Origin of the sequence: Paucibacter sp. PLA-PC-4 (assembly GCF_026241155.1) — a bacterium.
Taxonomy (GTDB): Bacteria; Pseudomonadota; Gammaproteobacteria; order Burkholderiales; family Burkholderiaceae_C; genus Roseateles_E.
The window spans coordinates 84,921-106,021 of the sequence record NZ_JAPFGP010000001.1; the positions used below are offsets into that span (position 1 = coordinate 84,921).

The 21,101-nt window shown below is 66.3% G+C and carries 20 protein-coding genes; 3 read left to right on the plus strand and 17 right to left on the minus strand.

Features of this window, described 5'->3' with window-relative positions:
* Positions 1-3 precede the first annotated feature (3 nt).
* Entirely contained in the window at positions 4-1,437 is a 1,434-nt protein-coding gene (locus OOZ63_RS00450; protein ID WP_266003334.1) for a PLP-dependent aminotransferase family protein, read from the minus strand.
* Positions 1,438-1,615: 178 nt separating this feature from the next.
* Here OOZ63_RS00450 and OOZ63_RS29170 point away from each other — a divergent pair, with 178 nt between their 5' ends.
* Positions 1,616-1,930, plus strand: a complete 315-nt coding sequence (locus tag OOZ63_RS29170) for a DUF2917 domain-containing protein (RefSeq protein WP_416234680.1) — start codon at positions 1,616-1,618, stop codon at positions 1,928-1,930.
* On the opposite strand, the gene pssA is transcribed toward OOZ63_RS29170, so the two are convergent.
* The 7 genes from pssA to OOZ63_RS00485 form a co-directional block, all read right to left on the minus strand.
* Positions 1,816-2,433 carry a CDP-diacylglycerol--serine O-phosphatidyltransferase gene (gene pssA / locus OOZ63_RS00455; protein ID WP_266003335.1) on the minus strand — a complete coding sequence of 206 codons (618 nt, stop codon included), beginning with the start codon at positions 2,431-2,433 and terminating at the stop codon, positions 1,816-1,818. The genes OOZ63_RS29170 and pssA overlap by 115 nt on opposite strands.
* Positions 2,434-2,448: 15 nt before the next feature.
* A complete protein-coding gene (locus OOZ63_RS00460) occupies positions 2,449-3,549 on the minus strand; it encodes a nucleotidyltransferase family protein (RefSeq protein ID WP_266003337.1) in 1,101 nt (366 codons plus the stop codon).
* A gap of 4 nt (positions 3,550-3,553) precedes the next feature.
* Positions 3,554-4,462, minus strand: coding sequence for an HprK-related kinase A (locus tag OOZ63_RS00465; protein ID WP_266003338.1), 909 nt, complete (start codon positions 4,460-4,462; stop codon positions 3,554-3,556).
* The gene (locus OOZ63_RS00470) at positions 4,459-4,746 is read right to left on the minus strand and encodes an HPr-rel-A system PqqD family peptide chaperone (RefSeq protein ID WP_266003339.1); all 288 of its coding nucleotides are present in this window, start codon (positions 4,744-4,746) and stop codon (positions 4,459-4,461) included. The genes OOZ63_RS00465 and OOZ63_RS00470 overlap by 4 nt, the downstream gene beginning before the upstream one ends.
* A gap of 18 nt (positions 4,747-4,764) precedes the next feature.
* Entirely contained in the window at positions 4,765-5,472 is a 708-nt protein-coding gene (locus OOZ63_RS00475) for a hypothetical protein (RefSeq protein WP_266003340.1), read from the minus strand.
* Between the two features lie 177 nt (positions 5,473-5,649).
* A complete protein-coding gene (locus tag OOZ63_RS00480) occupies positions 5,650-8,181 on the minus strand; it encodes an EAL domain-containing protein (RefSeq protein ID WP_266003342.1) in 2,532 nt (843 codons plus the stop codon).
* Positions 8,182-8,246: 65 nt separating this feature from the next.
* Positions 8,247-9,131 carry a neutral zinc metallopeptidase gene (locus OOZ63_RS00485; protein WP_266003343.1) on the minus strand — a complete coding sequence of 295 codons (885 nt, stop codon included), beginning with the start codon at positions 9,129-9,131 and terminating at the stop codon, positions 8,247-8,249.
* Between the two features lie 68 nt (positions 9,132-9,199).
* On the opposite strand from OOZ63_RS00485, the gene OOZ63_RS00490 reads away from it, so the two are divergent.
* Positions 9,200-10,108, plus strand: a complete 909-nt coding sequence (locus tag OOZ63_RS00490) for a GGDEF domain-containing protein (RefSeq protein WP_266003344.1) — start codon at positions 9,200-9,202, stop codon at positions 10,106-10,108.
* On the opposite strand, the gene OOZ63_RS00495 is transcribed toward OOZ63_RS00490, so the two are convergent.
* Positions 10,109-10,558, minus strand: a complete 450-nt coding sequence (locus tag OOZ63_RS00495) for a hypothetical protein (protein WP_266003345.1) — start codon at positions 10,556-10,558, stop codon at positions 10,109-10,111.
* 23 nt (positions 10,559-10,581) lie between these two features.
* A complete protein-coding gene (trhA, locus tag OOZ63_RS00500; protein ID WP_266003346.1) occupies positions 10,582-11,235 on the minus strand; it encodes a PAQR family membrane homeostasis protein TrhA in 654 nt (217 codons plus the stop codon).
* Positions 11,236-11,273: 38 nt separating this feature from the next.
* On the opposite strand from trhA, the gene OOZ63_RS00505 reads away from it, so the two are divergent.
* Positions 11,274-12,068 carry a substrate-binding periplasmic protein gene (locus tag OOZ63_RS00505; protein WP_266003347.1) on the plus strand — a complete coding sequence of 265 codons (795 nt, stop codon included), beginning with the start codon at positions 11,274-11,276 and terminating at the stop codon, positions 12,066-12,068.
* 10 nt (positions 12,069-12,078) lie between these two features.
* On the opposite strand, the gene OOZ63_RS00510 is transcribed toward OOZ63_RS00505, so the two are convergent.
* The 7 genes from OOZ63_RS00510 to OOZ63_RS00540 form a co-directional block, all read right to left on the minus strand.
* A complete protein-coding gene (locus tag OOZ63_RS00510) occupies positions 12,079-13,908 on the minus strand; it encodes an ABC transporter ATP-binding protein (protein ID WP_266003348.1) in 1,830 nt (609 codons plus the stop codon).
* A 135-nt stretch (positions 13,909-14,043) separates the two neighbouring features.
* Positions 14,044-15,702, minus strand: a complete 1,659-nt coding sequence (locus tag OOZ63_RS00515; RefSeq protein ID WP_266003349.1) for an alkaline phosphatase family protein — start codon at positions 15,700-15,702, stop codon at positions 14,044-14,046.
* 396 nt (positions 15,703-16,098) lie between these two features.
* Positions 16,099-17,343, minus strand: a complete 1,245-nt coding sequence (gene glcF, locus OOZ63_RS00520; RefSeq protein WP_266003350.1) for a glycolate oxidase subunit GlcF — start codon at positions 17,341-17,343, stop codon at positions 16,099-16,101.
* Between the two features lie 18 nt (positions 17,344-17,361).
* Positions 17,362-18,078, minus strand: a complete 717-nt coding sequence (locus tag OOZ63_RS00525; RefSeq protein ID WP_266003351.1) for an LrgB family protein — start codon at positions 18,076-18,078, stop codon at positions 17,362-17,364.
* Positions 18,075-18,431, minus strand: coding sequence for a CidA/LrgA family protein (locus OOZ63_RS00530; RefSeq protein WP_266003352.1), 357 nt, complete (start codon positions 18,429-18,431; stop codon positions 18,075-18,077). Before OOZ63_RS00530 ends, OOZ63_RS00525 begins: the two co-directional genes overlap by 4 nt.
* A 10-nt stretch (positions 18,432-18,441) precedes the next feature.
* Complete coding sequence (gene glcE / locus OOZ63_RS00535) at positions 18,442-19,533, minus strand: glycolate oxidase subunit GlcE (RefSeq protein ID WP_266003353.1); 1,092 nt, start codon at positions 19,531-19,533, stop codon at positions 18,442-18,444.
* Positions 19,534-19,536: 3 nt separating this feature from the next.
* Positions 19,537-21,036, minus strand: coding sequence for an FAD-linked oxidase C-terminal domain-containing protein (locus tag OOZ63_RS00540; protein WP_266003354.1), 1,500 nt, complete (start codon positions 21,034-21,036; stop codon positions 19,537-19,539).
* Between the last annotated feature and the right edge of the window lie 65 nt (positions 21,037-21,101).

A 21,101-nucleotide genomic window follows, 5' to 3' on the forward strand; every position in this document is an offset into this window, starting at 1 on the left:
GCCTCAGGCAGCCAGCGGCGCCGCGTCCAGCAGCTGCTGAGCCAGCGCGCCGATACGTCGCAGCGCGCGCGGATGCTGGGGGCCCCAGTGGCCGCCAACGCCTAGCCGGATGCAGTGCCGAAAGCGCGGGCTGGCGCTGAACATCAGGCCCGGCGCGATGCAGATGTTCTCGGCCAGGCAGGCCTCGTACAGGGCCACCGAGTCCAGCTGCGCGGGCAGCTCGACCCACAGGATATAGCCGCCGGCCGGGTCGGTGACCCGCGTGCCCTTGGGGAAACTGGCCGAGATCAGGCCGCGCGCGGCGTCGACCCGCGTTGCCACAGTAGCGCGAAGCTGACGCAGCGCGGCGCCGTGGCCGGACTGGTTCAAAAGATCGGCCAGGGCCAGTTCCAGCACGGCGGTCTGCGCGCCCGATTCGACGGCCTTGGTTCGCCGCAAGGCCTGACCCCAGCGACCGGCCTCGACCCAGCCCAGGCGCAGGCCCGGGGCCAAGGTCTTCGAGAACGAGCCGCAAACCATCACATGGCCGCTGCTGTCGAAGGACTTGACGGCTCGGCGCCGGTCATCCTGCTCGGCCAGATCGTTGTAGAGCACATCCTCGATCAGGGCCACATCGTGTTGCGCCACCAGCTGGGCCAGACGGCGACGTTCCGGCACCGGCATGCTGGCGCCCAGCGGGTTTGACAAGGTGGGCACGACCAGCACCGCCTTGACCGGCTGGGTTTGTAGCGCCAGCTGCAGCGCGTCTAGCGAGATACCGTGGCGCGGATGGGTGGGAATCTCGAGTGCGCGCAGATGCAGGCTTTGCAGTATCTCCAGGAAACCGAAATAGCAGGGCGACTCCAGCGCCACCACATCGCCGGGCCTGGTGACGCTCTTCAGGCACAGACTAATGGCCTCCATGCAGCTGTTGGTCATCACCACATCGTCGGCATGCAGCTCGCATCCCAGGCCCAGCGCATAGCGGGCCACGGCGCGGCGTGCCTCTTCCATGCCTGAGCCGAGCGGATAGACGCACAGCAGGTCGCGATGGCGCAGTGCGGCGCGCGTCAGCGCTCGCCGCACGCGCTCCTGGTCGAAGAGCTCCGGCCCCGGGCAAGCGGCGCCGAAGGACACCACGTCGGGCGACAGCGAGAAGCGCACCACCTGCTCGCCCAGCTGATCGAGCTGTACGGTGCGTGAGCGGCTGTCGGGTTTGGATGGTTCGGGCTCGGGCAGACGTGGCGGCCGGCTGGAAACGAAGTAGCCGGAGCGCGGCCGTGCCTCGATCAGCCTCGCGTCTTCAAGCCAACGGTAGGCCTGGACCGCGGTCGACTGCGAGACCGCCTGGCTGGCCGCCAGCTCGCGCACCGAGGGCAGTCGCTCACCGCGCTTGAGGGTGCCGGCTCGGATCGAGCGCGCCAGGCGTTCGGCGATTTGTAAGTAGAGCGGGTCCATCGCCTGATTCTGTATGGTTGCCGGCTGGCCGGGCCAGTACAGATCAGGGTCAAGCCGGCCAACACAGTGTTGCTCGCTGCGCTGCCTGTGCGCTCGTATTGGGCCTCGGCTGTCGCTGGCGGGGCCAGGCCGGTCTTCCTAAGCTGGACCCATGGACACCATCAGCACCCCACATCGCATGAACTACCTGCAGGCGCCGCGCTGCCTGCAGCTGGGCGAACAGCAGCAGATGCTGCTGACAGTGCAGGCCGGCCGGCTCTGGTTGACCCGGGAGGGCGAGGCCGAGGACCGGGTGCTGGTCGCGGGCGAAGCGCTGCGACTGTTCGGCCCGGCCCGTCTGCACCTGGGTGCATTCGACGCCACAGGAGTGGATTTTGTTCAGAGCTTGGGGATGCGGATGCGGCTGATCATCAGCGAACCCGATAGCGCAAACAGCAGTACCAGCGGATGGAAGAAGAAGCCGGCGATCTCCAGCTTGCCGAACCAAAGCTGATCGCCCAGCGCCCCCTGGGCAGCCGCCACCCACATCACGATCACCAGGGTTAGCGAGGTCGGGATCGGTGTGCCCTCAAAGTACTTGACCTTGTCCGAGCCCGCGCTGAGTTCCTCGGCTGTCACGTTGTAGCGCGCCAGCCGTGAGACGCCGCAGGCAACGAAGAAGACCAGGACGATGCGGTCGTAAAGGCCCTGCATGCCGCAGCCGTAGGCGATGGCGGCGGGCGCGACACCGAAGGAGATGATATCGGCCAGTGAGTCGAGTTCGCGGCCCAGGCTCGAGCTCTGCTGTCGCCAGCGCGCGATGCGGCCGTCCAGCACATCGAACACCAGGGCCGCCGGGATCAGTGCACAAGCGTAGTAGATATGCAGCACCTCCCGGGTCTGCAGATATGTCATCACTGCGAATAGCGCGCCCATGCCGCAGAAGGCATTGGCCAAGGTGAACCAGTCGGCGAGATGAAACTCGCGGATCATCGAAAATGGCTTGGGGCGATTCATGCCGCAAGCATAAGCTCAGTGCGGCTGCTCGGCCTCAACAGCCGGTTCTCGGTTCGGCCACAAGGCCTTGTGCCCCAGATGGTAAGCCAGCAGATGGGGAGGCATGCGCAGCCAATGAGAGCGCAGATACAGCGCCCGGCGCGCCAACTGGGCGCCGGCCGAATCGCAGCTGGCGTGAAGCGGCAGCAGTGCCCGGCCATAGCAGACATCCATCAGCGTCAGCAGGGCTTTCGCAGGCGCCCAGGCGCGGCTGGCGTCCAGCACCTCGGCTGGCACCGGGGTGTCGAGCAGGCGGTGGGCGTAGCGCAGGGCATAGAACAAGGGCCGCTGCAGACCCAGGGTGGCGGCTCGTGCCACCAAGGCCTCCCAGAAGCCGGTTCGCTGACCGAAGTCCAGCATCAGGCCGCGCAGGTCGAACAGATCGCGGGCGCCGTGCTCGAACTCGCCCTCATGGAAGAGGTGGGTGGCGCTGTGCAGCAGCATGTCGGCCGGCGCCAAGGTGAACAGGCCGGGGTAGGCCGGTAGCGCCTGCAACCGGTCAAACAGCGCTGCCGTGTTCACCTTCAGGCGGGCGGTCTCGGGCAGGATGGCGTGGTGTAGATCCAGGCTGCTGCCGCGCCGCTGGTGGTATAGCGGTGGGATCTCATGCATCCAGCGCCGGTAGTAGCGCTGGTCGTAATCCGAGATCTCCTGGGCACGCCAGCCGGCCTGCAGGCAGGCCGTCTCGGCCTGGTCGAGAAAGGCCTTGGGCACCAGGATGTCCACATCCGAGAACAGTCGGCCTTGCGCCGTCGGCAGGTCGCCAAGCAGATAGGCTGCGCCCTTGAGCAGCACGACTGGCGCTTGCAACTCGGCCATGGCCTTGCCGATGCACACCGCCTCCCAATGAATGGAGAGCTTCTGGCGTGCGGCAATTTGCTGAGCCGCACGCAGGTGCGGCATGACCGCAGCGGGCACGGCGTTCAGCATGTCGGCCGACTCAAGTTCGTAGGCCAGCTTGGCCAGCAGATTGGCGCGGCGACTCTGCCGGATCAACAGGTCCCACTGCAGCGCGCTCAGGCCGCGCGCCTGATGCGGCGCCAGCAGGATGTCAAAGACGAGGGGGCGGATACGCATCGGTTCAGGCGCCGGCTAGCGTATCAAAAGTCCGGACGGCATCTTCGAGTGCGCTATAGCTGAACTGATAGCAGTCACAGCCATCGATGATGCTCTCGACGGCCCGGAAGGCGCGTTGGCCATGGATATCGTAGTTGTAGGACTGTTCGGCCACCAGCAAAAAGGTCTGTGCCTTGCTGTGCGGCTCCAGCGTGGCCGGCGCATCGGGAACATAGCGTGGCAGGACCAACCAGCGCAGGCGTGCTGGCTCGGTACGGCGGCGCACACTCTCGTCGGGCGGGCGCATCAAGGCCACCGTGCCCTTGCTGGTGTCGGTGACCGGCGCGGTGAACACGGCCTCCGGCGCAAAGCGTTGTATCACTTCGATCGAGCGGTTCTTCAGATTGACCGGGCGGGCCATGCCGTGGACCAGGCCGCTGTCCATATCGTAGAGCGCGAGCTCATCGCTGAGCAGGCGCCAGCCCCGATTCACCAGACCGGCACACAAGGTGCTCTTGCCCGAGCCGGGTGGCGCCGGCAGCAAGACCGCCAAGCCGTTCTTTTCCACGACGGCGGCATGCAAGATGAGGAACTGATGGCCATGCGAAGCCACGCACCAGTTCAAGCCCCATTCGAACATCACCGGGGCGTGATGTGCGGGCAGCGGCACAAAGGCCGCACGACCATCAACCGAGAATCGGGCCTGCGGCCTGTACCAGCGGCGCATACCGGACTCTCGCCGGACCTGCACATGAAAGTCGCTGAAGCCGTCGTCGGGCAGGCAGGCAAACTCTCCGTAGAGAAGGCGCAATGCAGAGGCCGCCTCGGGCACGTCGGATTGCAGCCTTGCGCTGAAGGGATGGATGTCGAGCCGCAATTGCCCCCGCGCCAGCCGATCGCGTAAATCCTCCAGTGGCAGGGTTGCAATCTTCACGAGAGCTGCTCTTGCAGCAGTCCCAGGGCCTGCAGATGGCGCAACGCGGAGTGGACACGTGAGTGGGCCTCACCGTCCTGCAAGGCCTGCGTGTCTTCAAACAGCAGGCGGCTCAATGCTTCGATCTCTAGAGTCTGGCTGTCCGCCAGCTCGAGCAGTTCGAAGGCCAGCGCGTCGAGGAAATGGGTATCGCCGGAGACTTGGTTGAAGACCACGCCGCCGATGTCACCGTCCCAGTAACGGCGAATCTGGGCAATGCCCGACGGCAACCATGTGCTGGACAAGCTGAGCGGCGCTGGCGGTCAGACGACCAGCCAGTTGCTTTCTAGGTACTGCTTCATCTTGTCCCAACTCCAGGCCGGCGAAGTGTTCGGCAGCCCTGTAGGTACATAGCGGTTCGGGCCCTGTTTGGCCATCCATGTAACCTGGTCAACACCTTTGATGTCGCGGAAGCACGCATCCAGGCGGTTCTTGTACATGCCCGGGGTCAGCAGCATATTGAGCTTGGCCACGGTCATATAGGTCGCAAACTCGCTGGCGCCTCCTACGCCTCGCACCGCATCCCAGACCTTGAGGCTGTCGCTGACGCCAAAGAGGCCGCCAGAGCCGAACAGTTTTCCGATCGTGCAGTTGGCCTGGCAAACTTGTTCCGCTGTTTTGGAGGAGGTTTTTGAATACTTGAAGTGCTCAGCCAGCACCTGAAATGGCCTCTTATCAGAGACTGTGTAGTAGGCCGAGTTGTTGCGCCAATTGCTCTTGGACCAAGTTTCGGAACCGGTTACGACTGCGGAGTCCATGCGAGCCTTGACGCTGGCGGCCGTTGGTGCGAGCTGTTGCGAACCCCAGGCCGAGGTCGTGTTGCAGTGCCAAGCCATCACTGGCCGGCTGGCCAGGGTCAAGGTGACGGGCACGGTCGATGCACCCAGCTTGATGAAGCGACGTCGCCGAACCGCACTCAGTGCCTTGGCTGCTGCTTGAGCTTGCTCTTGTGCTTGGATGTCGTCGTTCATTTCGTTTGGCCTCTTATGCACGCCGAAGGCGTTATGCCTGCCATGGGCGTGCGATCCACGGCTGCTTTTTACTGACAAGCAGTGTTCCACACAAAGCTCGGACAGGAAAGCGCACAGTCCCCCCTGAACGAGTGGCGGGAAACCGTCACACGTCATTCATTAAGTTTGCGCTTACTATCAAAATAAGCGAGCATCTTCAAGCCTAGTAGGTCGTCCGAACAGATATCCCTGGGCCAGGGTGCAGCCCAGCTCCCGCAAGCGCATGGCCTCGGCCTCGGTTTCCACCCCCTCGGCCACGGCCGTCACACCCAGGCCCTCGGCCATGCGCAGCACGGCGGTGACGATGGCCATGTCCTGGGCCGACTTGGACAGATTGCGGATAAAGCTCTGGTCAATCTTCAGGCAGTCGAAGGGCAGGCGTTGCAAATAGGCCAGCGAGGAGTATCCGGTGCCGAAGTCGTCGATCGCAATCTTCACGCCCAGCGCGCGGATCTGGCGCAGTCGCTCCTCGGTGACGCTGTCCTGGCCGATCAGCAGCGACTCGGTGATCTCCAGGGTCAGGTGACCGGCAGGCAGACCGTTGTCGCGCAAGGCCTGCTCCAGTGTGGTCGCGAAATCGGACTGGATCAACTGGCGCACCGAGACATTGACATGCAGCTCGAAGTCGCTTGCCAGGCTCGGCAAAAGGCCGGCGATGTCCCGCATTGCTCGACGCAGCACCCAGTCGCCCAACGCCAGTATCAGGTCCGATTCCTCGGCAACCGGGATGAAAACCCCCGGTGAGACCAGGCCCCGCTCAGGGCTCTGCCAGCGCAGCAAGGCCTCGACGCCATGGACGGCGCCGCTGGCCAGCTCGACCACCGGCTGGTAGTAGACCCGCAGTTCCTGTTTCTCCAACGCATGGCGCAGCTCGGTGGCCAGACGGGCCTTCTGCACCGACTGCTCCATCATCGCCAGCTCATAGACCACGCAATGGCCACGGCCGCGGCGTTTGGCCTCGCCCAAGGCGATGCTGGCATTGCGCAGCCAGTCGCCCAGGGCCTCGCCCTGTAGCGGACCGCCGACCGCACCGACTGAGGCGCTCATCAAGACCTCGTCCTCGCCTGAGGTGAAGGGTAGGGCGAAAAGGGCCAGTACCTGGGCGCCGAGCGCGGCCGCCTGCTGCTCCATATCGCTGGGCTGTACGCCCAGATGCAGCACCGCAAACTCGTCGCCGCCGATGCGCGCCAGCAGCAGCGGCCCGGGCAGCTGCGCGCGCAGGCGGTGCGCCATCACTTGCAGCAGCCGGTCGCCGGTGGCGTGGCCGACGCTGTCATTGATGGCGCGAAAGGAGTCCAGCGCGATCAGGGTCAGCACCGCCGGCCGGGGCTGCGGCCAGTCGACCTGTTCCAGCAGGCCGCGACGTGTCAGCAACTGGGTCAGGTCGTCATAGATCAGCTGCTCGCGCATGCGCGCAAATGAGCTCTGCAGGCGCTCCGCCATTTCGTTGAAGGCCCGCACCAGCAGCGCGGTCTCGCGTAAGGCGCTGCCCTGCTCGATGGCGCTGCGCCCGCCCTCATGGCTGAGCCAGCGGCCGCGTGCCAGCAGATTGGCGGCAGCCGCGGTTTCCAGGATGGGCCGGGTGATGCGTCCGATGCCCCACAAGCCCAGCAGGATGGCCAGCACGGCGATGCCGGCCATCATCAGCATGCTGCGACTTTGCGCCGTACGGATCTCGCCCAGCAAGGCCGCCTCTGGCACCAAGGCTACCACCCGCCAGTCCAGACCACGGGTGTCGGAGTAGGGTGTGACGCGGCAGAAATACAGCTCGCCCTCGTGCCGGATCGTGAAGCCGGCGCCGCTCTCGGTCGGCGCTGCGTCGATATGGGCGGCCACCGCGCGTATGAGCGGGTTGGCGCTCTCTCGCATCAGCAATCGGGTGCCGCTGCCGGACTCGGCGAGCACCGAACCCGGTTCAGAGTGGGCCACCAGGCGACCATCTAGCTCAGTGATGAAGACGATGCCGCTGCCGCGCAGCGGCTCGTCGCGCAGAAAACGGTTGAGCCCGTCGAGCTTGACATCGGCCGCCGCCACGCCCAGCCACTCGCCGTTGCGCAAGACCGGCGAGATCGCCGAGATTGCAACCTCGGCGCGCTCGTCCTTGTTGATGTAGATCGACGACCAGCCGGGCCTGCCGCTCATCGCCACCGGCCGGTACCAGGGCCGGCTGCGCGGGTCATAGCCGGGGAACTCGGCCACCACTGCGCCAGGACGGTCGCCCTGGTAGATTCGCAGGCTGTCCTCGGTAGCACCGTCCTTCAGCATCAAGGTGAAGTCGCCGCCGGTTTCGCGCCGCAGCCCGGCGTAGTCACCGGCCTGACTGCCGAAGCTGAGCACGCTGAGCTGCTGCTGATCGGCGAACAGTTCGCCGTAGACGCCGCGCAGATAGCGCTGGATAGCGTCCATATCGCCAGGCTTATAGAGCCCGTGCCGCGCGATTGCGTCGGCCACCACCAACTGGGTGCGAAAGGGCTCGTCCAGGAACAGCGCCAGGCGGTTGCGCGAGCTGGCCGTTAGCGAGTCCAGCAGGCGGCCGCTTTCCTGATGGATCAGTTGTTCGATCTGGCGCTGCTGGGTCAGCGCCTGCAAGGCCACCGTGCCGGCAAACAGCAGCACAAAGGGCACGGCGATCGCGGTGCGCAATGTGGGGCGGTGGGACAGCAAACGCATCGGCGGGATTATCCGGGCCTGTGCCCGGCGCTGCGCAGGGAACTGGGGGTGGTTTTCCCGCCTGCTCAGAGCTGTGGTGCCTTGAAGCTATCGCAGGCGCCAAGCTCGCCGGCCTCCAGCCCGCGCTTGAACCAGCGCACGCGCTGGGCACTGCTGCCATGGGTGAAGCTCTCCGGCACTACGGTGCCCTGGGACTGGCGCTGCAGGGTGTCGTCGCCGATCTTGGAGGCGGCATTCAACCCCTCCTCGATATCGCCGGCCTCCAGCCAGGCCGCACCGCGCTGAGAATGGTGGGCCCAGACACCGGCCAGGCAGTCGGCCTGCAACTCCAGACGCACGCTCAACGCGTTGTACTCGCGCTGCGAGACCCGGCCGCGTGCTTGATCCAGCTTGGCCGAGATCCCCAGAATGTTCTGCAGATGATGGCCGACCTCATGGGCGATCACATAGGCCTGGGCAAAATCGCCGGGCGCACCCAAACGCTCGCGCAAGGTGGTATTGAAGGTCAGGTCGATATAGACCTTGTTGTCGCCGGGGCAGTAGAACGGGCCCATCGCCGCCTCGCCGACGCCGCAAGCGGTCTCGCTGCGACCGCTGAACAGAACCAGCTTGGGCGGCACATAGCGCTGCTGGCGCTGGGCGAAATACTGGCCCCACACATCCTCGGTATCGGCCAGCACCACGGCGACGAAGCGGCCAGCGGGGTCTTGCGGCTTGGCAGCAGGTGCGGCGCTGCGGCTCTGCGCCGGCTGCTGCGGCAGACCCGCGCCTCCACCGTCCAGCAGGCCCAGCAGCGTCATCGGGTTGATGCCGAAGGCCCAGGAGGCCAGCAGCGCGATCACGATGCCGCCCAGGCCCAGCCCGCGCCCGCCTCCCAGGCGGCGTGGACTTGGACTGGCGCCGCGCTGGTCTTCCACGTTGTCGCTTTCGCGCCGACCGTCCCATTTCATAGTGCGCCCTCAGGTTTGCTGCCGCGGCTGCCGATGTTACGGTCTGGGCACTGGAAAAAAGGAAATGAATGAGCGCAGGCCAAGCGCCCGACTCGTTGGCTGAGGTCTTGCTGAGTTTGCAGCAGGACAGCCAGCTGCTGCTCGCGCTTTTCGATGAGCGCGATGTGCTGCGGCATGCCAACACGGCGTTTCGCCATGCGTACAAGGCTGAGCCGGACGGTGGCCTGGTCTGGGCCGAGATCATGCGGGCCAACCATGCGCTGAGCCAGGGCGCCATCATCGAAGCCGACGATATCGAGGCCTGGCTCGCCTCGGCGGCGACGCGACGTGGCAAGCTGCCCTGGCGCGCCTTTGAGGTCGATCTCTGGGACGGGCGCTGGATCTGGGCCACCGAAACCGTCCATGCCAATGGCTGGCTGCTGTTCGTGGCCAGCGACATCACCGGGCTCAAGCAGGAGAGCAGAGCCCTGCGCCAAGCGCATGTGAAAGCCTTGCGTGCCTCGCAGACCGACGCGCTGACTGGGCTGAGCAACCGTCGCCACAGTCTGCAGCAACTGCAGCAGTTGTTGACGCAAAGCGAATCCTGGCCGCTGTGCGCGGTGATGCTGGACCTCGACAATTTCAAGCTCATCAATGATGAGCTGGGCCACGCCGCCGGCGATCTGGTCATACGCGACTTTGCCCGCCAGCTGCAGGCCAGCATCCGCCGCGAAGACGGCTGCGGACGGCTGGGCGGCGAGGAGTTCGTGCTGATGCTGCCGAACGCTGGACGGTGGCAGGCGGCCTCCATCGTCGAGCGCCTGCTGGCTCGGGTGCGGCAGGCGCGGCCGCTGCCAGCAGAGCGAGGCTACACCTGCTCGGCCGGCCTGGCCGAGGCGCAATGGGGCGAGACTGCCGACGCCCTATTGGAGCGTGCCGATGCGGCGCTGTACCGGGCCAAGGCGGCCGGGCGCGACCGCTTGGACATGGCGGACTGACTAGAGCTGCTCTCGCAGCCAGACTTCGGCAGCGTCCAGGCGCTCGAAGGCGGCGAAGCGGCGCCCGTGGCGGGCATAGATCTTGGCAAAGATCGGCAGCATCAGCTCGCGGCCCTCAACCTCGGCGGCGACGACATAGGCCACCGCCGTGGGGGCGGTCTTGGCCTGGCTCATCGCCTGCAGGAACTCCTCGAAGCAGGCCAGCGCGTCGGGCGAGGCCATCAGGCTTTGATGCATCACCAGGATGTCGCCGAAGCGGCCGCCGATCGGCACGCTGTTGAACAGATCGCGCATCGCCAGCCCCATCGCCAGCACGCCCTCTCGGTTGAAGGGTCCGCTGGCCTCCAGCCTGACGATCGAACCCTCGGCCCAAATGTCAACCTGACCGTGCGGTCGGAAGATGCCGGTGGCGAAGGCGGCGCTGGTGCGTTTGGACTGCTCGATGTTCACGGCCGGCATGGTAGCCGGACCGGCTAGATGGCGTACCAGAGCGCGGCAAAAAAGTGACAGGCGGACCCGCCCATCACGAACAAATGCCACACAAAGTGCGCATAACGCACGCGATGATCGAGCAGAAAGACCAAGGCGCCGACGGTGTAGCACATCGCTCCGGCCACCAGCCAGCCTATGCCGGCGGCCGGCATGCGCGGCAGCAGCGGCACCAGCGCGGCCAGCACCAGCCACCCCATCGCGACATACAGGCCGGTCGACCACAGCGGATGGCGCAGCCGGTCCATCAGCTTTGCCGTCACACCCAGCGCAGCGCAGGCCCAGACGGTGCCGAACAGCGACCAGCCCCACGGCCCCCTGAGTGCCCCGAGCGCGAAAGGCGTGTAGCTGCCGGCAATGAAGAGGTAGATGGCCGCGTGGTCGAGCCGGTTCGCCCAGGTCTTAGCCCGGCCCTCGGGCAGCGCATGGTAGAGCGCCGACACCATGTAGAGCAGGATCATCGTGGCCGAAAACACACTGGCCGCGATGACGCTGCGCGTCGAGCCCCGCAGGGCGGCGAAATATGTCAGTATCGGCAGCGCAGCCACGGCAAGCATAAAGCCCAGACCATGACTGATGCAGTTGGCGAGCTCCTCGCCGAAGGTCTGGGCCCGCACTTTGATCGGCTGTTCGTTCATCTGACTGTAGATGCTCGCCGCGAACCGATGGCACCTTGATGACAAGCCCAAGCCCTTTTCGTCGCGATGGCAACCAGCGCCGGCGCTCGCTGCTGGGCCTGGGTCTGGCCGGCTTGCTCGGCAGCGCCCGGGCGCAAAGCGAGGAACGCCTCACCGTGCTGCTGGAGGAGTTCGCCCCCTATTCCTTTACCGACGCCCGGGGGCAGGCGGCCGGCTATGCGGTGGAGCTGGCGCGCGAGCTGCTGGCGCGAGCGCGGATCGCAGGCGATTTCGAGTTCAGTTCCTGGCCCCGCGTCTCCCGCCGAGCTCAGCTGCAGGCCAATGTGCTGCTGCCGGCCATCGTGCGTCTGCCCGAGCGTGAGGCGCAGTTCCACTGGGTGGCTCAGATCGGACTGCGCCAGGGCTGGCTGTTCAGGCTGCGCTCACGGTCCGATGTTCAGCCGCGCGATCTCGACGCGGCGAAGGCCTATCTGACCGCCGTGATCAAGGACGATGTGTCCGAGCACGAGTTGGTGACGCTGGGCTTCTCGGTCGGCCAGCACCTCGATCGCAGCGCCGACTACGACATCATGCTGCGCAAATTCTTTGCCGGGCGCAGCCAACTGCTCGCGCTGAACCGGGTGCTGGCGCCGGAGCTGCTGCGACGCCACGGCCATGACCCCCAGCTGATCGAGCCGCTGCTGAAGTTCTCGGAGTCGCGACCCTCGATGGCGCTGAGCCTGCCCAGCAGCGCGTCGCTGGCCCAACGCCTGCGGTTGGCCTGGGACGGCATGCGCCGCGACGGCACGGTCGCGGCGCTCGCGGCGCGCTACGGCATGCCGCTGCCGGACTGAGGCCGGCGAATCACTCGGCCTCGCCGAGAAAGCCGCCGCTCTGGTGTGCCCACAGCCGCGCGTAGAGGCCGCCCTGCGCCAGCAGCTCGGCGTGGCTGCCCTGCTCGACGATCTCGCCGCCGTCCATCACGATCAGCCGGTCCATCGCGGCGATGGTCGAAAGTCGGTGCGCGATCGCGACCACGGTCTTGCCCTGCATCAGCCGGTACAAGCTGGTCTGGATCGCTGCCTCGACCTCGGAATCGAGCGCGCTGGTGGCTTCGTCGAGCAAGAGGATGGGTGCGTCCTTCAGCATGACGCGGGCGATTGCGACGCGCTGGCGCTGGCCTCCGCTGAGCTTGACGCCGCGCTCGCCGACATGGGCGTCATAGCCCTTGCGGCCCTTCGGGTCGCTGAGGCTCAGGATGAACTCATGGGCTTCGGCGCGCTCGGCGGCGGCAATCATCTGCGCATCGCTGGCCTCGGGCCTGCCGTACAACAGGTTGTCGCGCACCGAGCGGTGCAAGAGGCTGGTGTCCTGGGTCACCATGCCGACCTGGGCACGCAGGCTGTCCTGCGTGACGCCAGCGATGTCCTGGCCGTCGATGAGGATGCGGCCCTGCTCGATGTCATAGAGCCTCAGCAAGGTGTTGACCAGGGTTGACTTGCCGGCACCCGAGCGGCCCACCAGGCCGATCTTCTCGCCTGGCTTGATTGTCAGGTCCAGGTTCTTCAGCACCGGCTTCGTGCCGCCGTAGGCGAAGCCGACCTGCTCGAAGCGGATCTCGCCACGGCTGACCTGCAGCGGCTTCGCATCGGCCCGGTCGCGCACGCTGACGCCCTTGGACAGGGTGCTGATGCCGTCCTGCACCGTGCCGATGTTCTCGAACAGCTCGGCCATTTCCCACATGATCCAGTGCGAGATACCGTTCAGGCGCAGCGCCATCGCGGTAGCTGCCGCCACCGCGCCGACCCCGACCTGGCCCTGCATCCATAGCCACAAGGTGACGCCGGCGGTGCTGGCGATCAGCAGCATGCTCAGCACATGGTTGATCACCTCGAAGCCGCTGATCAGCCGCATTTGCCGGTAGGCGGTGGCAAGGAACTCCTGCATTGCGCCGCGCGCGAACTGAGCCTCGTGCTGCGAGTGTGAGAACAGCTTGACGGTGCCGATATTCGTGTAGGCATCGGTGATGCGGCCGCTCATCAGGCTGCGCGCATCGGCCTGCTCGCTGGCGGCCTTGCCCAGGCGCGGCACGTAGTACCACAGTGCGATCAGGTACAGCATCAGCCAGCCCAGGAAGGGCAGCAGCAGCACGGCGTCGAAGCCGCCGACCACGGCCATCATCGTGACGAAGTAGATCGTGATGAAGACCAGGATGTCGGTGACGATCAGCCAGCAGTCGCGCACCGCCAGGGCTGTCTGCATCAGCTTGGCCGAGACCCGGCCTGCGAACTCGTCTTGGTAGAAGGACAGGCTCTGGCCCAGCAGATGGCGATGGAAGTTCCAGCGCAGCCGCATCGGGAAATTGCTCGACAGGCCCTGGTACTTGCTGATGGCCTGCAGCGCGATCAGCAGCGGGCTGCCCAGGAGGATGGCGGCCAGCAGTAACAGGTTGGCTTTCTCCTGCTCCCATAGTTTCTCGGGCGGCACGGCGGCCAGCCAGTCAACCACCGAGCCCAGCATCGCGAACAGCAGGGCCTCGAAGGCGCCGAAGGCGGCGGTCAGCGCCGTCATCCCAATGATCAGCGGCCGCATGCCCTGGGTGGCGGCCCAGACGAAGGGGAAGAAGCCGGCGGGCGGCTGCGGCGGTGGCGTCTGCGGATAGGGATCGACGCGTTTTTCAAACCAACTGAACAAGGGAGTACCTGCAGGGAGAGGAGTCAGCCGGCAAGCGTAGCGTAGCCCGGCTGCCAGGCGATGTCAGCAAGCGGCGAATGGCAGAAGAGGCCGCATCGGCGGCCTCCTTCTGGGATCGGTGGGAGTCTGCCCGAGTCAGTTTGGAAGGGGCAGCGGCCTGCCTTGAGAGTGCGCAGGTGCCGGCACCTGCAGGATGGCGGCCAGCGTCGGCGCGATATCGGCCACCTCGACGCGCTGCTTCACCTCGCCCCGGCCGACCCAGGCTGGGCCCCAGGCGAGGATGGGCACATGGGTGTCGTACTCATAAGGCGTGCCGTGAGAGCTGCCGCCGCCGCGCGAGCTGTAGAGCCAGCCTGGCTTGACGACGATCTGCACCGGCGCGGCGATGTCCGGGTGCCAGGACCTGCGCATCGCGGCCAAATAAGGGGTCTGGGTGTCGCTGCCCTGCATCTGATCCAGCGTGAAGACATCGGCAATGCCGTCCACCTGCAGCAGCAGCTTCTTGGCTGTGGCATAAACATCGGCCGACTTCAGGCCGCGTGCCTTGATCGCTTTCTCGTCGAACAGCAGGCCGGCGGCCGAGTAGCCGCGCGCTAGCTTGGGCTCGCCGAATTGCTTGGCCAGCTCGGAGTTGAGCCAGCCAAGGGTAAGCGCCGGGTTTATGCGCTCGGCATCGCGCCCCTGGCTCTTGGCCCACTCTGGCGTGTCGGCAAAGCCGTGGTCGGCGGTCAGCATCGCGACATAGTTGCCGGCGCCTACCTTGGCGTCCAGATACTGGAAGAAATCCTGCAGATAACGGTCCAGATGCAGCAGATGGTCGTGCGAGAGGCGCGACTCGGGGCCGAAGGCATGGTTGATGTAGTCGTGGCTGGACAGACTGACCGAGAGGATGTCGGTCTTGTCGTCGGCGCCCAGCTGTTCGCCCTCGATCGCGGCGCGAGCGAAGGCCAGCGTGATCTCGTCTCCGAAGGGTGAGGGGATGATGTTGGCGTAAAACAGCGGGCCGGGTTTCTCGTGCTTGTCGCCGATGACGGCCGGCAGATGATTGCCGTTGCCGCCGGTGCTCTGCCAGGGTTGGCCATCGGGCACCGAGCGGACATAGGCCGACTCGGGCAGCAAGGGCGTCCAGCTCTTCTTGAAGAAGTTATCGGCCGGCTTGGCGGCGTTGAAGCCGTTGACCCAGACCGGATGGGCGGCCATGTAGTAGGTGCTGGAGGCGAACTGGCCACTCTCGCTCATGTACATATAGGCTTGGCCCTTGTGGCCGGCCGGCAGGATGGCGCCACGGTCCTTGCCCGAGATGCCGATCACCTTGGAATCGGGCTGCAGACCGCGCAGGACATCGCCGATCGTCTCCACCTTGTAGTTCTTAGGGCTGGTGCCGGCCAGCGGCGCGGTCTTGTGGCCGATGTACTGGTGGGCGCTGTCGCCGGTGCAATAAATTGATTCGCCGGTCTCGCGGTCGCGCCATTCATTGCCGATGATGCCGCTCTTTTGCGGATAGGCGCCGGACAGCATCACCGCATGGCCGGCCGCAGTCACGGTGTGGCCATGGCCGTAATGGGCGTTGGCGAACCAGGCGCCGCGATCCAAGAAGCGCTTGAAGCCATCCGGCTGCAGCTGGTCACGGTAGCTCAGCACCTGGCGCTGCGGCAGGCCGTCGACGACCAGGAAGACGATCAGCTTGGGCTTGCTGGCGGTGGGCGCCACACCCGGTGGGCCGCTAGCGCAGCCGGCCAGCAGAGCGGCAGCGCTCAGCAGCAAGGCGCGGCGGGTGTAGTTGGCTGTGCTCATGTGCGGGCTCTTCGGGTCTGTCTGGACGAGGGGCGAGCTTAAGCTGTGCGGCTCGCCGGGCTTGCCCGAGCGCCTCAGTGATTACCCGGACTGTGCGAGCTCCGGCCAGCGGATGCGCAAAGCGCATAAGAAGGCCGGGTCCGCATCGCTGCGAACCCGGCCCATTTTCTAGATGGCGACGCTGTGTCGCCGCAGCTGGGGTCTTGATGGCTTGTGTCGGCTGGCTTGCTGGGCCGGTTATCGGCCTTGCTGGCTGGCTCAACCCCTGGCCGCTCGGTCTTCCCCTCCTAGGGATGGGCGCTATTCTGAGGACAGCTTGTTACGGTTCTCTCCACATTTGCCCTTGTTTGGGCGTCATCCGCACAACTGGAGAGGGTGTGGTCTGCTCCCGTCGGCTCAGCCCAATGCCTCGTCCAGTACCTCGACCCAGTGCCGCACTGGCGTTGCGCATCCGCCCTGCAGATGCTGTATGCAGCCGATATTGGCCGAGACGATGGTGTCGGCCTGCAGCGGCGCCAGTGCCTTGAGCTTGCGATCGCGCAGTTGCTTGGACAGCTCTGGCTGCAAGACCGAATAAGTACCGGCCGAGCCGCAGCACAGATGGCTGTCGCTGGGCGCCAGATGAATCGAAAAACCCAGCTCCCGCAGCGCACTCTCCAGGCCACCGCGCAGCTGCTGGCCGTGTTGCAGCGTGCAGGGCGGGTGGTAGGCGAGCTTGGGCTGGGACTTGCTCTTTAGCCGCGCCTTCAGCGGCGCCACCAGCTCGGGTAGCAGCTCGCTGAGGTCCTTGGTCAGCCCGCTGATGCGCTGCGCCTTGTCGCGGTAGTCGGGGTCATGGGCCAGCGCATGACCATATTCCTTGACAGTGACGCCGCAGCCGGAGGCATTCATCACCAGGGCCTCGACCTTGCCGGCCCCGGTCAGCCCCTCAACCAGCGGCCACCAGGCGTCAATATTGCGGCGCATATCTGCCAGGCCGCCGGCCTGATCACTCAGATGGCTGCGGATTGCGCCGCAGCAGCCGGCACCGTCGGCCACCAGGGTCTGGATGCCGGCGGCGTCCAGCACCCGGGCGGTCGCGCTATTGATATTGGGCATCATCGCCGGCTGCACGCAGCCCAGCAGCATCAGCACCTTGCGCTTGTGGCTGCGTGTCGGCCAGTCGTGGGCCCGTGCCGGGCTCTTGGTTGGCAGCTTGTCCTTCAGGGCGGTCGGCACCAGCGGCCGAAGGGCCTGGCCGAGCCTCATTGCCGGCTTGAACAGCGGCGAGGTCAGGCCCTCCTTGAGTAGCCAGCGAACGGCGCGCTGTTGGCGCGGCCGCTCAACCTTGGCTTCGACGATGTTTCGGCCGATCTCCAGCAGATGGCCGTACTGCACGCCGGAGGGGCAGGTGCTCTCGCAATTGCGGCAGGTCAGGCAGCGGTCCAGATGCAACTGTGTGCTGGCGGTGGGCGTCGCGCCTTCGAGCACCTGCTTGATCAGATAGATGCGGCCGCGCGGGCCATCGAGCTCGTCGCCCAGCAACTGGTAGGTCGGGCAGGTCGCGGTGCAGAAGCCGCAGTGCACACAGCGCCGCAGGATCTCCTCGGCCTCGCGACCTTCGGGCGTGGACTGGAACTCGGGTGCGAGATTGGTCTGCATAAAAGCTCGGGAAAGGTGTCAGATCAGGCGTGCCGCCAGAGGCATCAGCAAGGCCGCCAGCAGCACTTGCAGGCTCAGCGCCAGGCCGGCATAGGCGCCAGCGTCAGGATGGACCTGCAGCGCACGGGCAGCGCCGATGCCGTGCGAGGCGGTGCCCAGCGCAAAGCCGCGCGCCTGCGGCAGCGTAATGCCCATCAGGTCGAAGAGGTACTTGCCCAGCAGCGCGCCGGTCAGTCCGGTTAGCACCGCCAGCACGGCGGCCAGCGCCGGGATGCCGCCCAATTGCTCTGCAATGCCCATCGCCACCGGCGCGGTCACCGATTTGGGCGCCAGCGAGCGCAGCAGCTCGGGCGGCAGGCCCAAGGCCCAGCCGATCAGCACCGCACTGCCGGCCGCTGCGGTGCCGCCTGCCAGCGCCGCGATCACTACCACGCCCAGGCGCTGGCGCAGCTCGGCGCGCCGCTGCCACAAGGGCCAGCCCAGCGCGACGACCGCCGGGCCGAGCAGGAAATGGATGAATTGCGCGCCAGAGAAATAGCGCGGATAGGGCGTGCCGCTGAGTATCAGCAGGCCGGCCAGCGTCACGACGGTCCATAGCACCGGGTTGGCCCAGGGTGCATGGCCGCTGCGCTGGTAAAGCGCCAGCGCCAGCAGATAAGCGCTCAGTGTCAGGGTCAGCCCGAACAGGGGCGTGGCCGACAGATAGACCCACAGCTCGACGAAACTGTTGCTCATTGCTGAACCTCGCGGCCGCGGCTCAGCAACAGTTGCAGTACCCAGGCGCTGACTGCCAGACCGATCAGGGTCGAGCCCAGCACGGCCAGCGCCAAGCGCGGGCCGTGGGCGGCGATCAGGTCCAGATGGGTGATCACGCCGACGCCCACCGGCACGAACAGCAGCGACAGATGAGCCAGCAGGCCTTCGGCCGCCGCTTGCACCGGCGCATGCGTGATCGTCACGCGCAGCAGCAGCATCAGAATCAGCATTCCCAGCACCGGGCCAGGCAGGCCCAGGGCCAGCACGCGCGTCAGCAACTCGCCAGCCGATTGACACAGCAGCAAAATCGTCAGGCCGCGCAAGGCATCCATGGTGGCGGCCTTAGAGGTCCGGGTAAAGCCGGCCGGGGTTGAATAGGCCTTGCGGGTCGAAGGACTTCTTCAGCTCGCGATGGATACGTAGCAGCGGCGTCGACAGCGGCGAAAACACGCCAGGGCTCTTGTCCAGAGCGCGGAACAGCGTCGCGTGGCCGCCGGCCGCCGCCGCGGCCTCTCGCACCTGGGCCGGCGGCTGAGCGCTGGTGACCCAGCGCTGCGCACCGCCCCACTCGACCAGTTGCTCTCCGGACAGATGCAGCACCGGCGCGGTCTGTGGCAGCGACAGCCGCCACAACCGCGCGCCGCCCTGCACTGCGCGTTCTGCTCCCTGGAAGAACTCGTCGCTCTGGTCGCGCAGGCCTTCCCAGAAGGGCAGGGCCAGGTCTTGCGGGATGGTCTCGCCGCCCAGGCTCCGGACGGCCGCCGTCACCGCCGCCTGCGCGCCGGCCAGGCGCAGGATCAGGGCGCCGTCCCACCAGGCGCTTGCCTGGATGGGCAGGGGTTGGCCGCCCCAGCGGTTGAGCTCGCGTAGGGCCTGGGCCTGGTCCATTTCGAAGCGCAGCGTGGTGCTGGCCACAGGACGCGGCAGCACTTTGATCGAGACTTCGGCGATCAGGCCCAGCACGCCTAGCGAGCCGGCCATCAGGCGCGAGACGTCGTAGCCGGCGACATTCTTCATGACCGTGCCGCCGAAGCTCATGGCCTCGGCGCGTCCGTTGAGCAGGGTCAGGCCGAGGATGTGGTCGCGCACCGAACCGCTGCTCGCGCGCGCCGGGCCTGACAGGCCGGCAGCCACCATGCCGCCCAGCGTGCCCCGGCCTCGTTCGCTGCCCTGAAATCGTGGCGGCTCGAAGGCCAGATGCTGGCCCTGCTCGGCCAGCAGGGCCTCAAGCTCTGTGATTGCGGTGCCGGCCTTGGCCGTGACGACCAGCTCGCTGGGCTCATAGCTGCTGATGCCCGAAAAGCCGCTCATATCGAGCGCCTCGCCACCGGGCGGCTGGCCGTAGAAGGCCTTGCTGCGATGGCCGTGGATCTCCAGTGTGGCGCCGCGAGCGGCGGCGTCCTTGATGCGTTCTTGCAGCTGCTCAATCGTCATCGATCAAAACCTCGGCAGTTCGGGGAAGGCCAGCAGGCCCTTCTTGACATGCATGCGACCGTACTCGGCGCAGCGCTGCAGCGTGGGAATCACTTTGCCGGGGTTCAGCAGCGAATGCGGATCGAATGCACGCTTGAGCGACAGCATCTGCTCGCGCTCCTCGGTCGAGAACTGCACGCACATCGAGCCGAGCTTCTCGATGCCCACGCCATGTTCGCCGGTCACCGTGCCGCCCAACGCGACGCTGTACTCCAGGATTTCCGCGCCGAACAGCTCGCAGCGGTGCAGTTGGTCGGGGTCGTTGGCATCGAACAGGATCAGCGGGTGCAGATTGCCGTCGCCTGCGTGAAATACATTGGCGCAGCGGAGCTGGTACTTCTTCTCCATTTCCGCGATCGCCAGCAGGATGTCGGCCAGCTTCTTGCGCGGGATGGTCGAGTCCATGCACATATAGTCGGGGCTGATGCGGCCCGAGGCCGGGAAGGCGTTCTTGCGGCCGCTCCAGAACTTCAGGCGCTGGGTCTCGCTGGCGCTGACCTCGCAGCGCGTCGCGCCACTGGACCACAGCACCGCCTCCATGCGGCCGATCTCTTCCTCCACCTCCTCTGGCGTGCCGTCGCTCTCGCACAGCAAGATCGCCTCAGCGCCCAGGTCGTAGCCGGCGTGGACGAAATCCTCCACCGCGGCTGTCATCGGCTTGTCCATCATCTCCAAGCCGGCCGGGATGATGCCGGCCGCGATGATGTTGGCTACCGCGTCGCCGGCCTTGCGGATGTCATCGAAGCTGGCCATGATGCAGCGCGCCAGTTGAGGCTTGGGCACCAATTTGACAGTCACCTCGGTGATCACGGCCAGCATGCCCTCGCTGCCGACGATCAGGCTTAGCAGGTCCAGGCCGGCGGCGTCCAGCGCCTCGGAGCCGAACTCGACCGCTTCGCCCTCCACCGTGAAGCCGCGCACGCGCAAGACGTTGTGCAGGGTCAGGCCGTACTTCAGACAGTGCACGCCGCCCGAGTTTTCGGCCACATTGCCGCCGATGGTGCAGGCAATCTGGCTGCTCGGGTCGGGCGCGTAGTACAGGCCCAGGGGCGCGGCGGCCTCGGAGATGGCCAGGTTGCGAACGCCGCATTGCACCCGCGCGGTCCGTGCGCTGGGGCTGAGGTCGAGGATGCGGTTGAATTTGGCCAGCGCCAGGGTCAGGCCCATCGCATGGGGCAGGGCGCCACCGGACAGGCCGGTGCCGGCGCCGCGCGCCACCACCGGCACACCCAGGCGGTGACAGGTCTTGAGCACCGCCGCCACCTGCGCCTCGGTCTCCGGCAGAGCCACCGCCAGCGGGCGCTCGCGGTAGGCGGTCAGGCCGTCGCATTCATAGGGGACGGTGTCCTCGCCCTGCCACAACAGGGCATGAGGCGGCAGCACCTCGTTCAAGGCTGCCACCAGCTCGGTCTGACTCTGGGCGCGTGAGGTGGCAGATGGGGCGGAGCGGGCGGCGGCGTTCAACTGAGGTCTCCTTGGCGGCCGTCAACTGTAGCTTGCGGTGCGGGCCGCAGCTTGCGTGGAAGTTC

What these genes read in the sequence shown, in the direction of transcription:
- OOZ63_RS00450 (WP_266003334.1), bottom strand. Translation starts at nt 1,437, where the DNA reads ATGGACCCGCTCTACTTACAAATCGCCGAACGCCTGGCGCGCTCGATC.
- OOZ63_RS29170 (WP_416234680.1), top strand. Translation starts at nt 1,616, where the DNA reads ATGAACTACCTGCAGGCGCCGCGCTGCCTGCAGCTGGGCGAACAGCAG.
- pssA (WP_266003335.1), bottom strand. Translation starts at nt 2,433, where the DNA reads ATGAATCGCCCCAAGCCATTTTCGATGATCCGCGAGTTTCATCTCGCC.
- OOZ63_RS00460 (WP_266003337.1), bottom strand. Translation starts at nt 3,549, where the DNA reads ATGCGTATCCGCCCCCTCGTCTTTGACATCCTGCTGGCGCCGCATCAG.
- OOZ63_RS00475 (WP_266003340.1), bottom strand. Translation starts at nt 5,472, where the DNA reads ATGAACGACGACATCCAAGCACAAGAGCAAGCTCAAGCAGCAGCCAAG.
- OOZ63_RS00480 (WP_266003342.1), bottom strand. Translation starts at nt 8,181, where the DNA reads ATGCGTTTGCTGTCCCACCGCCCCACATTGCGCACCGCGATCGCCGTG.
- OOZ63_RS00485 (WP_266003343.1), bottom strand. Translation starts at nt 9,131, where the DNA reads ATGAAATGGGACGGTCGGCGCGAAAGCGACAACGTGGAAGACCAGCGC.
- OOZ63_RS00490 (WP_266003344.1), top strand. Translation starts at nt 9,200, where the DNA reads ATGAGCGCAGGCCAAGCGCCCGACTCGTTGGCTGAGGTCTTGCTGAGT.
- trhA (WP_266003346.1), bottom strand. Translation starts at nt 11,235, where the DNA reads ATGAACGAACAGCCGATCAAAGTGCGGGCCCAGACCTTCGGCGAGGAG.
- OOZ63_RS00505 (WP_266003347.1), top strand. Translation starts at nt 11,274, where the DNA reads ATGACAAGCCCAAGCCCTTTTCGTCGCGATGGCAACCAGCGCCGGCGC.
- OOZ63_RS00515 (WP_266003349.1), bottom strand. Translation starts at nt 15,702, where the DNA reads ATGAGCACAGCCAACTACACCCGCCGCGCCTTGCTGCTGAGCGCTGCC.
- glcF (WP_266003350.1), bottom strand. Translation starts at nt 17,343, where the DNA reads ATGCAGACCAATCTCGCACCCGAGTTCCAGTCCACGCCCGAAGGTCGC.
- OOZ63_RS00525 (WP_266003351.1), bottom strand. Translation starts at nt 18,078, where the DNA reads ATGAGCAACAGTTTCGTCGAGCTGTGGGTCTATCTGTCGGCCACGCCC.
- OOZ63_RS00530 (WP_266003352.1), bottom strand. Translation starts at nt 18,431, where the DNA reads ATGGATGCCTTGCGCGGCCTGACGATTTTGCTGCTGTGTCAATCGGCT.
- glcE (WP_266003353.1), bottom strand. Translation starts at nt 19,533, where the DNA reads ATGACGATTGAGCAGCTGCAAGAACGCATCAAGGACGCCGCCGCTCGC.